Source organism: Stenotrophomonas sp. TWI377 (genome assembly GCF_039674525.1).
GTDB lineage: Bacteria > Pseudomonadota > Gammaproteobacteria > Xanthomonadales > Xanthomonadaceae > Stenotrophomonas.
On the sequence record NZ_JBDJNT010000019.1, the window covers coordinates 1 to 13,867 of the forward strand.

At 67.1% G+C, this 13,867-nt stretch carries 9 protein-coding genes; all 9 read right to left on the reverse strand.

What is annotated here, in order from left to right; all coding sequences use genetic code 11:
* Window positions 1-180, reverse strand: a 180-nt coding sequence (locus ABE546_RS15100; RefSeq protein WP_346464316.1) for a transaldolase family protein, incomplete at its 3' end; no start/stop codon positions are given.
* 16 nt (window positions 181-196) lie between these two features.
* Window positions 197-1,387 (reverse strand): CoA transferase, encoded by a 1,191-nt coding sequence (locus ABE546_RS15105; protein WP_102789147.1) that lies wholly within the window; start codon window positions 1,385-1,387, stop codon window positions 197-199.
* Between the two features lie 137 nt (window positions 1,388-1,524).
* The gene (locus ABE546_RS15110) at window positions 1,525-3,390 is read right to left on the reverse strand and encodes a beta-L-arabinofuranosidase domain-containing protein (RefSeq protein WP_313217649.1); all 1,866 of its coding nucleotides are present in this window, start codon (window positions 3,388-3,390) and stop codon (window positions 1,525-1,527) included.
* Window positions 3,387-5,576, reverse strand: a complete 2,190-nt coding sequence (locus tag ABE546_RS15115) for a formylglycine-generating enzyme family protein (RefSeq protein ID WP_346464317.1) — start codon at window positions 5,574-5,576, stop codon at window positions 3,387-3,389. The genes ABE546_RS15110 and ABE546_RS15115 overlap by 4 nt, the downstream gene beginning before the upstream one ends.
* Before the next feature lie 37 nt (window positions 5,577-5,613).
* Window positions 5,614-6,567, reverse strand: coding sequence for a ribokinase (locus tag ABE546_RS15120; RefSeq protein ID WP_346464318.1), 954 nt, complete (start codon window positions 6,565-6,567; stop codon window positions 5,614-5,616).
* Window positions 6,564-7,883, reverse strand: coding sequence for a serine hydrolase domain-containing protein (locus ABE546_RS15125; protein WP_346464319.1), 1,320 nt, complete (start codon window positions 7,881-7,883; stop codon window positions 6,564-6,566). The genes ABE546_RS15120 and ABE546_RS15125 overlap by 4 nt, the downstream gene beginning before the upstream one ends.
* A gap of 99 nt (window positions 7,884-7,982) precedes the next feature.
* A complete protein-coding gene (locus tag ABE546_RS15130; RefSeq protein ID WP_313211116.1) occupies window positions 7,983-10,157 on the reverse strand; it encodes a TonB-dependent receptor in 2,175 nt (724 codons plus the stop codon).
* 245 nt (window positions 10,158-10,402) lie between these two features.
* A complete protein-coding gene (locus ABE546_RS15135; protein WP_102789143.1) occupies window positions 10,403-11,284 on the reverse strand; it encodes a LysR family transcriptional regulator in 882 nt (293 codons plus the stop codon).
* A 93-nt stretch (window positions 11,285-11,377) separates the two neighbouring features.
* The gene (locus ABE546_RS15140) at window positions 11,378-13,825 is read right to left on the reverse strand and encodes a sodium:solute symporter (RefSeq protein ID WP_346464321.1); all 2,448 of its coding nucleotides are present in this window, start codon (window positions 13,823-13,825) and stop codon (window positions 11,378-11,380) included.
* Window positions 13,826-13,867 lie beyond the last annotated feature (42 nt).

Consider the following 13,867-nt stretch of genomic DNA (forward strand, 5'->3'; position numbering starts at 1 on the left):
CCAGGCCAGCGCGCTCTCGATGAGATCGGCGTATACCGGCAGGTCCAGCGCTTTCTTCACCAGGGTGGGGTTGGTCGTGCAGTCGACCGGCTTCAAGCGCTTGATCGCCTCGTAGTCGCCGGTATCGGCAACCACCACGGACAGATCACGCAGCTGGGAGAGTTTGGACAGCGACGTCATGGAGAGCTCCTGGGCATCAGTCATCGGAGCACGCGTCGAGCAGCGCGCTGACCGCCGCCGTGTCCTGGTCGAACACCGGCGCGGCGAACGGCTCCGGGCCGGGTGTGCGGCCGAACACGATCGGCCGGGTGATGCCGCGGTAGCTGCCCAACAGCGGGTGCGGCAGCGACGTGACCATCTGCTCGGCCTGCACCTGTGGATGGTCGAACATGTCCTCGACCTGGCGCGCGGCCGCGCACGGCACCTCTTCGCCGAACAACGCCTCCCACGCCAGCGCACTGCGCGTGGCCAGCGCGGCGTGCAACTGCGGCAACAGTATCTCGGCCTCCGCAGCCCGCTTGCGCACCGTGTCGTAGCGCGCGTCGGCTGCCAGTTCCGGCCGCCCGATCCGCTCGCACAATGCCTGCCAGAAGCGCGGGGTATTGGCCGAGATGTACAGGTATCCATCCGCGGTGGGATGGATGCCGGTGACACCGCCTGAGCGCATATCGCGGCCCACTGCCGCCGGCTCGCCCTCGGCCCAGACCATCCGCGCCGACTGCATCGTCAGCGCACTGCGCAGCAGCGACACGCCCACGAACTGGCCTTCGCCGCTGCGTTCGCGCTCGTAAAGGGCCGATGACACACCGGCCGCCACCAGCGCGGCAGCGTAGTAATCGACCACCGAGCCGTACAGGATCTCCGGGGCGCCGCCCGCCTTGCCCTGCATCGTGCACATGCCGGTCATGGTCTGCAGCACCTGGTCGTACCCTGCCTTCTCCTTCAACGGCCCCTGCTCGCCGTAGCCGGTGACCGAGCAATACACCAGGCGCGGGTTGAGCTTGTGCAGGCTCTCGAAATCGATGCCCAGGCGTACCGGCACGCTCGGCCGGAAGTTGTGCACCAGCACGTCCGCCTCGCGCACCAGGCGCATCAGCACCGCACGCTGGTCAGGCTGTTTCAGGTCCAGCACCACGCCGCGCTTGGAGCGGTTCACGCCGAGGAATGCGCGGCTCTCGGCCTCCAGCGTGGAGGGATAGCGCCGCAGGTTGTCGCCGACCGGCGGCTCCACCTTGATCACCTCCGCGCCCTGGTCGGCCAGCAGCGTGCAGCCGTAGGGGCCGGCAATGTAGGCGCTCAGATCCAGCACCCGAATGCCGCTCAACGGCCCGGTGGCACCTTCCCGCTGTGCGATGGCGAATGGAGAACTGGGGTTGCTTCCGGTCATGGTCAATACACTCGATACCTTGATGGAAGTTTCCTCCTGGCCAACGGGAAGAAACAGATCGTGTGGGTATGTTCTGGGTGGACAAAAAGCACGCTGCGGCGTCGGCGGCGCCACCGCCGCCGAACACCGCCGGGACGTCAGCCCGACGGCGCCAGCGACAGCCAGCTCAACCGCCAGCTGCCGTGATCGCGCCCGCCACACCGGTAGTAGGGCTCGAACGTCAGCGGGCCGCGGCACTCCAGCTGCACGGTGATCGACGCGCCCTCGCCCGTGTCCTCACCCACCTGCAGCCACTGCGAGGGTGGCCGGTCCGGCAAGCGCACCGTCTCATCGGTTTTGTACCCGTCGATCAGGCCGGTGGCATACACCAGCGGCCCGTAGCTCAACCCCACGTACTCCCAGCGCAGGACCTCCTGCGCCACCGGCGCGCCATCCGGCGCGCGCGATTCCTGCACGTTGATGTTGGCCGCCCGGTGCAGGCGTGGCTGCATCGGCAGTTGCACGCAGATCGTGTCGCCGGACTGCCAGGTACGCTGCACGTGCACGAACCCGTCCGCGCCCGCCTCGGCCGCCTCGGGCTGTCCATTGACCTCGATCCGTGCGCCCGTCGCCCAGCCCGGTATCCGCACGCCGATGCTGAACTCGGCGACGCACTCGGGCAGCACGGTGAGGGTCACCGTACCCTCGAAGGGGAATCGGGTCGCCTGCAGCAGGGTCACCGCACCGGCCTGCGCGTGCAGCAACGTGGCCTCGCCCGGCCCGTACAGATTGACCCGCAGCCCACCATCGGCCGCGATTCCGTAGGCCACCTGTGGCAACTCTTCCACGGCCATCGCGCCGCTGGATTTGCAGCAGCGCCAGTACGTGGTGTGCACGCGCCGGCCGTTGGGATAGGTGTAGTAGCACCAGTCCTCGCCATTGGCGGCCATTGCCGCCAGCAGGTCGTTGTAGGCGGTGCGCTCCAGTTCATCGGCGTAGCGTGCGTGGCCGGTGATGGCCAGCAGCTCACGGTTGAGCTGCATCCACGCCAGTACCGAGCAGGTTTCCACATAGGCCTGCGGGAAGAAGGTGCGCGGCGCGTTGAATACCTCGCGCGACCGGTGCGCCACCCCACCCCACGGACCGCCGCCCAGCGTGAGGTGCTGCTCGCGGATGTTGTGCCAGAGATGATCCAGCGCCTGGCGATGGTCGTCATGCCCGGTGGCCTTGTACAGCTTGGCCAACCCGACCAGGTTCCAGCTGAGCTGATAGGCCTTGCCGGTTGCGATGAAGGCCGCGTCCTCACCAGCCAGCGCCTTGTCCAGCAGCGCCAGCCGCGGGTTGGCGTTGGCCTGCGCCAGGATGCATTCGGCCAGTGCCAGATAGCGCGGCTCGCCGGTGACCAGATAGAGATCGGCGGCAGGATCCAGCAGTACCGTGGCGGACATGCCGTGGTGGTTGCCCAGCGTGGTGATGTCGATGCCCGATTGCAGGGCCTGCCAGCACAGGTCGGCGATCCGGCACGCGGCCTGCAGGTAGGCTGCGTTGCCGAGCGCGCGCCACGTTTCCAGGAACCCGAGGATCAGGTAGCTGTGCGTCCAGATGTCCCAGGTGCGCAGCGCCGGCTCGCCGTTCCAGCTCTCCGGCTTGGGCGGCTGCGGCACGGTGAAGCGACGCTCAGGCGCATAGTTGCCCAGGTAGCCGTCATCGTCCTGCTGGCTGATCAACCAGTCGGCGACGCGGCGCAACGAGGCCTCCAGCTGCGGCTGCCCGCCCTGCGCCACCGCCCGCGCGGTGGCCGAGAGCCACTTGCCGGCGTGCTCGCCATACCAGTCGCCCTCGTGGTTCTGGTGCTTGTGCGCCTGGCTGAAGATGCTGATCGGCGCGCTGTGCTCATCCACGACGAACGTGCTCAGGCGCCCGCTGCGGTTGGCTGCCAGGGCATCGCCCAGTACGCCCTGCAAGGTGACCTGTTGCGGCGGGACCAGCGTCATGCCGCGGGCGGCGGGATGCAGACGGTTCATGCCGCATCCACCACGCAACGGAAGCCGACCGTACCGGCGCGATCCTTGGACGGACCCATCAGCAGGTACTTGCCGTGCTGATCCAGGCGGTAGGCCTGCGGGAAGTACCAGTGCGAGGTCTGCGGCTGATAGCTGCTGCCGCCACGCAGTACGGCCGCGCGGGTGTGCGCATCGCTGAATTCATCGGTCCATTGCCACACATTGCCGACCAGGTCCTCCACCCCGAACGGGCTGGCCCCCTGCGGATGTGCATCCACATCCGCCGGCGGGGTGAGGCGACGGCCACGATTGACCCGCGGCACGCGTGCGGCATCCCACGCGTTGCCCCACGGGTAGAGGCGCTCGTCGGTGCCCTGCGCGGCGTACTGCCATTCCCACGCATGCGGCAGCCGCTTGCCGGCCCACGCCGCGTACGCACGCGCGTCCTCGATCGAGACCCAGGTGACCGGCTTGTTGTCCCAGCCCGCACGCGGCGCGCCGTCCTTCCAGTCCGCCAGGAAGTTGTGGTCATCGGCCGGCCGGTAGCCGCTGGCATCGAGGAAGCGCTTGAACGCGGCGTTGGTGACCGGGTGGCGATCGATGTGGAACGCAGGCAGCGCCATGCGCCGGCGATGGTGGCGGCGCGCGCAGTCTTCCCACGGGTACTGCACATCCAGGCCGGCCCAGGTGAACCCTTCGATCTCGATACCGCCCACCTGGAACAGGAACTCGGCGGCCGGGATCGTGACCATGCCTGTCGGCGCCTCGGCCTGCGGGGGCGTGCTCGCGATCGCCAGCAGTTCCTGCGGAGCGGCCTTCCACGCGGCGGAGTAACAGTTGAGGGGCTGCTGTGCGCGCTCGGCGGTCGCCGCCAGGAATTCGTCCAGACCCTCGACCGCGGTACCTGCAGCCACACTCAGGATCGCCCCGAAGCCGCGCGCTTCCATCGGCAGCTCGATGTACGCCGCGCCGTCGATGATCCGCGGCGTCAACGCGCGGCCATGCCACGCATCGTAGTAACGCGTGCCTTGCGCATGCGCCAGCGCGATCTGCTCACCGTCCACGGCGTATTCGTTGCGGTTGATCAACGTGTGCAGCGCTACCCCCTCGCCCGGGAACCGGCTGGCGAAGATGCCGCCCTGCAGGCAGACCTGGTACGGCTCCCAGTCCATCGAGACCACCAGCTGCGGGAACTGCCGGTACAGCGTGGCAATCCGGCGCAGCGCTTCACCGTCGCGCGGGGTGAACTGGTTCCAGACGCCCCAGATGTTTTCCCAGGCGTTGTAGCCGATGCCGTTGAAGAAGCAGTACTGCAGGTCGTGATTGCGGTTGCGGCCCCAGCGGTTCTCGTAGTTCACCATGTGGCGTGGCTCCAGCCACTTCCATTTGGAGACGGGCGGCACCGGGCCATCGGGCGCCTTCTTGCCCCAGCTCTGCACGTTCCAGATCAACTGCTCTTCGGAACTGATGGTGGATTCGGGCTGCACCACCACTGGATTGCCGCGTGCATCACAGGCATCGAAGAACGCCCGCGGCACACCGTTGAAGGTATCGCCGTTGATGCCGTCGGCACCGACCGCCTTGACGATCTCGGCCAGCCCATCCCAGTGCGTCACGCCCGGGTCGCGGGTGCCGTGGTCCCACGGCTTGGCCGGCAGGAACACTTTGACGCCGCGCTTCTGGAAGGCCTGCACCGCGGCCTTCAATCCCGCCAGGCCGCCGGGCATGTCATGCGCCAGATCGAACTGGTTGCGGTCATCGATACCGATATTGGGGTAGATGTACCAGATCAGCACCGAATCCAGCCCGCCGAACCGTGCGGTCAGATCGTCCAGGTACCGGTCGACGGTGTACTGCCCGGTGGCCGCATCGAAGAAATAGCGATCCTCGACCATCATCTGTGCATGCACGAAGTTGCGCTGCGCCCACTGCAGCTCCGGACGACGGTAGTTCACATCGGTGTAGCCGATCCGGACCAGGTGCTCGCGGCGCCAGTCCTTCAGTTCTTCCAGCCAATCGCCCGCGCTGGCATTGGCATCGATCATCCAGCTGCCGATATCGGCGAAGGGCCACGCCGGCGCCTTGCCGGGCGTCGGCAGGTAACGCCCGGTGGTCACGTGCGAGAACTTGTACTCGGTGCGGATCGGCTCACGCCCGTAGTCGGCTGCATCGGTGTCGTAATCGGGGCTCTGATACGGCGTGGTCATGGGCAAGGCATCCAGCAGGAAACGGAAAGGAGGGACATCAGCGCGCGCACGCTGCCGCCAGCGCGGCATGGGCAGCGGCATCGGGAACGCGCGTGGGATCGCCCAGCAGCGCCTGCACCTCGGCGCGGGTGGGAATGCTCGCCTGTGCGCCCAGGCGGGTGCAGGCCAGCGCGGAAGCTGCGGTGGCGGCCAGCAACGCCTCGGCCATCGGTTGATGGTCGGCCAGCGCAGCGATCAGGGCGCCACAGAAAGTATCGCCGGCCGCGGTGGTGTCCAACGGGTCGATGCGGAACCCCGGCTGCAGCAGCACCTCGCCGTTCACCCGGGCCAGGCAGCCACGCGCACCCAGGGTCACGATCACGCAGGGCACCGGCACGCGCGCCAGCCCCGTGGCCAGGTCTGGGGGATGGCCGGCCACCACATCCAGCTCACCTTCGTTGACGATCAGCACATCCAGCAGCGCGAGCAGCGCATCGGACAGGACCTGTGCCGGCGCCGCGTTGAGCGCGACCTTGAGCCCGGCCGCACGGGCGCGGCGGGCATAGGCGGTGAGGGTGGGCACGGGGGTTTCCAGCTGCAGCAGCAGCCAGCCCACGCCCTCCAGTGCCGGCAGGTGCTCCTCGCGGAGCCCGAGGTTGGCACCCGGCGCGACCGTGATCGCGTTCTCGGCGGTGTCGGCCAGGCAGATGAAGGCGGTACCGGTGGGCAGCGCGGGATCGCGCACGGTCGACAGGGCCACACCCGCATCGCGCAGGGACGCCTCGATCGGCGCGGCGAAATCATCCTCGCCCACGGCCAGCAGCATCCGTGTCGGCGCACCGCCGGCCCGCGCGCAGGCCACGGCCTGGTTGGCGCCTTTGCCACCGGGGAACGTGCTGAAGCCACGGCCCAGCACCGTCTCACCGGGCGCCGGCACATGCGTGGCGCGCACCACGAAATCGAGATTGGCCGAGCCGGCGACAAGGACGGTGGAACGTGTCGCACTACTCATGGGTCTATCGCCTCATCAACGCGGTTGTAGAACGTCGTACTGATGCGCGGCAGATCGTCATTGCCGCCCGGAAGATGCTGCAGCATCAGAATCGCGACCAGGCGGCGTGCCGGGTCGATCGTGTAGTAGGTCGAGGCCGCGCCCGACCAGCCGAACGCGCCGACCGAAGCGGTGCGTCCTTTCAGGGCCGGATCCAGCAACACCGAACCGCCCAGGCCGAAGCCCTCGGCATCGCTGAACTCGGTCACCGGCCGGGGCAAGGCGGTGTGCACCAGCTGGTTCTGCATCATCAGGGCCACGGTGGAGGGTCGAAGCAACTGCACCTCGCCGTAGCGGCCGCCGTCCAGCAGCATCTGCGCGAACCGGCCATAGTCGCCGGCCGTGGAATACAGACCACCGGCACCGCTTGGATACGGCCGGAGCGCACTGCCGGGCACCCGCGCATGCACCTCATCGGCGAGCACCAGATCACCGTGCTCGCCCATGGTGGTCAGCGCCACCACCCGTGCGCGATCGCGCACCGGCACCACGAACCCGGTGTCGCGCATGTCCAGCGGCCCGAACACACGCTGTTGCAGGAACTGCTCGAACGGCAGCCCACCCACCACTTCCACCACGCGCGACAGAACCTCGATCGACGTGCTGTCGTAACGGAAGCGCGTGCCCGGCTCGGTCGCCAGTGGCACGCGGGCCAAGCGCGTGGTGTAGGCGGCCAGGCTGTCCGCGGCCTGCACCTGCTGGTGTTCCAGCAATGCGGTTACCGCCTCGAATCCCTCGCCACCCGCTGCGAAACCAGCGGTATGGGTGAGCAGATGCCGTACGGTCAGCGTCTGTGTCGCCGGCCGCAGCTGTGGCGCCGCGGCGGTGCCCCCGGCGAAGACCTGCAGACGCGAGAACTCAGGGAGATGGCGCGCCACCGGATCATCCAGATCCAGCCGACCCTCTTCCACCAGCATCAAGGCGGCCACCGAGGCCACCGTCTTGGTCATCGAGTAGATGCGAAAAATGCTGTCACGCTGCATGGGCGTGGCATGCGCCAGGTCCTGCCAACCGTAGGCGGCGTCATGCACGATGCGGCCATCGTGGATCACCAGCGCGACCGCGCCGGTATAGCCCTGGCGGCCCGTCGATTCGTGCAGGAAGGCATCGACTGCTGGCAAGCGCGCCGACGCAGCCGTCGTTTCCGTCTGGCTCGGCGGGTCCGGCAACGACGCCGCGGCCTGTCCCACCGCCAGCATCAGCAACGCGAACACGGCCAGGCGTGCCCGGGGGCGGCAATGACGGGCGTGGGCCGGTCCGTGCGATGGCCAGTACATCCGCTCTCCTGCTGTCGGTGGCGGTAACGTCATGACAGGGTAAGGCAATAAAAACGGACCGGCGCTGCAGTGCCTCGCAGCGCCGGTCCGCGGTGACGGTCAGAACGTGAAGGTATGGGTCAGCGACACCATGCGGCCACGGCCGGAGAAGAAGTTCTGCCAGCCCGGCAGCTGCGACCAGGTCAGCACGTACTGCTTGTCCAGCAGGTTCTCGATGCCCAGCGACAGCTTGCCGTAGGTGCCGGTGTCGTAGTTCATGCTGAGATCCCACAGCGCGTAGCCGTAGGTATCCTCGTCATTGCGATACACCGCACCGTTGGACGGATTGACGAAGGTCTCGCGCAGGTCACGGCTGAAGGTACGACTCACGCCCAGCGTCGCGTCGAAGCGATCGTTCGGCGTCCAGGTCAGCGAGGCATTGACCTTGTCCGGCGAGATATCGAGGATGCCCATCTCCTTGTTCAGGCCCGAGCCGTCGTAGTACTGGGTCTGGCCGCGGATCCGCGAGTACAGCAGCGTCGCCTTCCACTGGTCGTTGAAGGTCCAGGCGCTGTTCAGTTCAACGCCTTCGATCCGGGTCGGGGCGCGGGTGAGGATGAAGTCCTCGGTCACCTTGTCCACGGTCAGCGATGAGCCGAACTCGGACGTCGAGCGGTAAGCCGACATCCCGACCTGGGCCTGCTCGCCGCGCCAGTTGAAGCCCACTTCCTTGTTCTTGGTGATCAGCGGCTGCAGATCGGCGATGCATGCCACTGCCTTGCACGGGCTGTTGGCCTGGATGTTGCGCAACGGGATGCCCACGTTGGCGATACCGAAGCCTTCCGAGTAAGAGGCGAACACCGACCACGCATCGGTGATGCGCCAGATCGCACCGAAGTTGGGCAGGTTGGCCTTGTAGTCGAGCTTGCCGCCCTGCACCGGGGTGAAGTCGCGGTAGGCGGTGGTGGTGTAACCGTCGATTTCCAGCTCACCGTCTTCGCGGCGGATGCCGGCATCCAGCGTCACCGGGCCGATGTCCCAGCTCAGCTGCGCGTACGGCGCCAGGCTGGTGTACTTCATCGGCGGCACCCATACCCGGTCGGTCAACGCCAGGCGCTGTTCCGCCGTGTCTTCCACCAGGTCCAGGCCGGTGCGCAGGCGCAGGCCTTCCACCGCGAACAGGCCACTGTAGGCATACGCCGCGCGCAGCCCCTTTTTCTCGGAGTTGATCTCCGACTGGTCCCAGATGCGCTGGTCTTCCGGCGGGGCCGGCTTGACCAGCTGGCGGTCCGTACCGTTCTCCGGCACATAACGCATCGCCTGCTTGGCCCAGTACAGGTCCACGCTCAGGTCACCGCCGAAGAAATCGGCATGGGTGTACTTGGCAGCGAACTGTTCGAAATCGTTGAACTCGGCCAGCGAATCCTTGATCGAGCCCTTCTCGGCGGTATTGGTGCTCGGCACCGGGCACTCCACGGCGTCGTAGCGGCAGCCTTCGACCGGAATGTAGTTGTGCTTCCCACCGATATGGAAGTTGCTGTAACTGGCCTGGATGCGCTGCATCTGGCCCTCGCCGAAGTTGTAGCCGCCCTTCAGGAACAGGTTCTTGCTGTAGGAATCGGACAGCGAGCCGGAGGTGTTCAAGCCAACCCGGCGGCCGTCGCCGTCGTAGGCGATGCCGCGATCGATGTAGGCGCCGCTGATCAGGAAGTCGGCCGCATCGCCCTTGAAGGTGTGGGTGATGCCGATCTTGGACTGGCCGCTGTCATCCTTGAACTGGGTGCCGTAGCGCGTGCTCACCGTGGTCTGGTGGCCCTCCACTTCCGGATTCTTGGAGAGATAGTTGATGACGCCACCGGCACCGCCGATGCCTTCGGCGGCCGACGGGCCGTTGATGACCTCGATGCGGCCGATCACGCCCATGTCGGTGAACGTGCCGTTGCGGCTGCCTTCGCGCAGCGGGGAGCCCTGCGGCACACCATCGAACAGGCGCAGCGCGACGCGGCCGCGCAGGGTCTCGCCACTGTTGCTCATCGCCTGGGAGGATTCGGAGTAACCGGGCACCATGCGTGCCAGCACGGCCGTGGCGTCTTCGGTCAGGTTGAGGGTGCGCTGCACCTGTTCCTGGTTCACGACGGTCACTGCACCGGGAACCTTCTCGATCGAAATCGGGGTCCGGCTGCCGGTCACGATCACCTGGTCCAGATCGGTGGGCGTCGTGCTCTGCGCCATGGCAGGGCTGATGACACAGGCGAACAGTGCAGTGCTGATGGCCGCGGAAAGTGGCTTGATCATTCGTTTCTCCCCCCCAAAAAAAGGAAATGCGGGACAGCCGGCCGGGGAGCCGTCGCCACCGATGACGCGCGTGGGCTTTCGCCCTTCCGCCGGTCGATGCGGTCCCCTTGCGGGTCTCCACGTCCTGTCCGGCAACGAGGCGAGAGCCTAGGCGCGGCGTCATGGCGATAGAACTGCGCTCAGGTATGTTCAAAGCCTAGGATTTGTTTCGCTTCGCACCGCGCACCGCGCGAAAACCCGTGGTGTCAGCGTTGCGGCTCGGTCAATGCGACGCGCGCTTCCTCCAGCAACACGTTCACCAGGCGGATGCGCACCGACGAACGCGACCAGACCACGCCAATCCGGCGCGGTTCGCTGCACTGCGGCAAGGGAATGCGCACGACATTCAAGCCTTCCGGCCAGGGCTTGGCCCAATCCGGCACCAGTGACACGCCCAGCCCGCGGTCGACCATGACCGCGATGGCGTTGAGTGCATTGAGCTCGAACCGCTCGCGCGGCACGATCCCGGCCTGTCGCAGGTAGTCATCGGCGAGGCGACCGCCCCATTCGTGGCGGTCGTAGCGGATCAACGGCTGCTCGCGCAGCAGCTCGTGCGGGTCACGGCTGCCCAGATGGGCCGGCGCCAGCACCACCAGCGGTTCTTCGCGCAGCTGCTGCCACTTGCAGGTCTTGGGCAGCGCGAAGGGGGCCTGCAGCACCATCGCCGCATCCAGATCGCCAGCCTCCACCGCCCGGTACAGATCGGCCGAGTAGCCCGGCTTGATGAAGACGTTGATCTGCGGGAACGTCGCCACCATCCGCGACAGGATGTCCGGCAGCAGGCCGGCCAGCGCGGTCGGGCACGCGCCCAGCCGCAGCTCGCCGGCCAGGTCGTTTTCGTTGGCCACGCTGCGCAGGTCGGCCACCTGGCGCAGCAGGTCGCGCGCCCGCTGCAGGATGCGCGCGCCGTCCTCGGTGACGCTGACGGTGCGCCCGGCGCGGGCGATCAGCGGCGCGCCGAGTTCACGTTCCAGCGTGCGGATCTGCTGGGCGACCGCGGCCGGGGTGATATGCAGCGAGCGGGCCGCGGCAGCCATCGAGCCGCGGTCCACCACTGTTACGAACGTACTCAGGAACTGGGTTTCCACGGATTACCTCTCAGCGCGTGAGCAACCTACACGAGCCACTGGCGCAATGCGATTGGACCAATGGCCCGTGCGCCGGCGCCTCAACGGTGCTGGTCATGGGGCTGCCGCTTCGGCCGGGGTATCGCGGTAGATGGTCAGCCCCTTCAGCGAGCGGGTGGGCGCCGGGAAGAACAGGCTGGCCACGTAGCCGATCACGATGCACAGCAGGATCGAGATCGCCAGGTAGAAGTACGGGTGCACCAGGTCCATGGTCCAGCAGACCAGCGTGATCAGGATCGAGCCGGCCACACCGATCGCCACGCCCGGCGCGTTGGCGCGGCGGGTGAACATCCCCAACGTGTAGGCACCGGCAAAACCACCGCCGAGCAGACCGGCCAGTTCGATGGAAACATCGAACAGCGAATGGATGTCATAGCGGCTCATCACCAGCGCGATGCCGATGCCGATCAGGCCCACGCCCACGCCGGACCATTCGGCCACGCGCACGGCGGTTTTCTCGTTCGGGTCCTTGACCAGTTTCTGGTAGAAATCCACCGAGACCAGGGTCGAGATCGAGTTGATGATGCTCGACAGGGTCGACATCGCCGCGGCGAAGATGCCGGCGATGATCAGCCCGGTGACGCCGGCCGGCAGCTCGGCGGCGATGAACAGCGGGAAGGTCGCATCGATCGGCAGCAGCGGATTCAGGCGCTCGGGATTGTTGCGGTAGTACATCCACAGGGCCGTACCGATGCCGTAGAACACGAAGCCGCCGGGAATCATGATGGCGGCGAATGCCCAGATCGATCGCCCGGCTTCCTTGTCCGAACGCGTGGACAAGGTGCGCTGCATCAGCACCTGGTCCTTCGGGAAGGTCAGCACCACATCGAACACGACCAGGAAGATGAAGCCCCACACCGTGGCCTTGGTCAGGTCGAAGCTGAAATCAAACAGCTTGGTCTTGTCTTCCGCCGCAGCCGCACTGAGCAGCTGCGGCATGTCGCCACCGGTCTGCAGGAAGATGAAGCCGATCGCGAACAGCGCGCCGCCGAACATCACGATCACCTGCACCACGTCGGTCCAGATCACCGCCTTGGAACCGCCGACGGTGGAGTAGATGATGGTGAACACGCCCATCAGCATGATCGACCAGACCACGTCCACGCCGGTAATCGTGGAGATCGCCAGCGCCGGCAGGAACAGGATCACGCTCATGCGGCTACCGATCTGCATCACGATGCACAGTGCGCTGGACAGCATGCGGATCGCCGGGTGGAAGCGGGTTTCCAGGTAGGAGAACACGCTCATCAGGTCCAGCCGGCGCAGCAGCGGCACGATCCAGACCGCCACGAACATAAGGCCGACGACCGCGATCAGGTTGTTGGTCAGGTACTGCCAGTTGGTATCGAAGGCTTTGGCCGGGATGGCGATGAAGCTGATCGAACTGGTGTTGGTGGCATACAGGCTGATGCCGGCCGCCCAGAACGGAATCGAGCGCCCGCCGACGAAAAAGTCCGCCGTGGAAGCGTTCTGATCCTTGAGGTAGAAGTAGAAGCCCATGCCGAGCATGGCCAGCAGGTAGATGCCGATCACCGTCCAGTCCAGCCAGCGCAGCAGGTGCTTGCCGCCCTGCATTTCGGCGTACTGCAGCTGGCTGCCGGTGGCGCCCGCGGTGGCCCAGGCCAGTCCGTTACCCCACGCCGTGACGGCCTGCGGTGCTGCGGGAATCGGCGTGTCCAGTGTCGTCCATGCGTCGGTGATGGTGTGGAAGGTGCGCGCGTGGGTCACGCCGCTGCCGTCCTTCACCAGCATCAGCAGGTGCGCCTGGCCCAGCGCGCGCATCGAGCCGGCCACGATCGTGCCGTCCGGCGACGCGACCTGCTGCCAGCTGGCGTCGGCGTTGCGGCGCCACAGCTGATCGCTGCCCGCGCTGGTGGCCAGGCCCAGGTACAGCGCGCCTTTCTGCGCCTGCAATGCGCTGGCAACCCCCTGCTGCGGCAAGTCCTCCAGATGCTGCCAAGTGGCGGTGCCTGCCGCCGCGGGACGGCGGTAGAGCTGGGCGCTGCCAGCCGCATCGGTGCCCACCAGATACAGCGCGTCACCAAAGGTGGCCGCCCGCGCGTTGCGCAGCGGCTCAGGCAGCGCAATGGCCGCGCCGAAAACCAGCGCGCCGTTGTTCAGGACCACCGGCTGCAGGCGGTCGCCGAGCGCATCCCCGCCCTGCAGCAGATAGGTGCGCCCGGCCGCGCTGACACTGCCCTCAAGCCCGTCCAGCTGCCCGGCGGCCGGCGCCGGCAACGCATCCCACGCTTTGTTGTCGGCGCGCAGTTCCCAGGCACCGTCATGGCCGAGTGCCACCAGGCGCCCGTCCACATGTACCAGCCCGCCCGGTGCGATCTGCGTCGGCAATGCCGGCAGGTTGCCGGCCGCCACCGTAGTCAGGCTCTCGGCGGCCACGGCGCCACTGCCGGCAAGCAGGACAGCGGCGGCAACCAGCCGCACGCTGCGCGCGCAGCGCCGGAGCACAGTGGAAAGAAACGCGGACGGTGCAGGCTTGTGCATGAAATTACCCGGAAAAAGTGCGGCAACGCCGAAGCCGGCAAG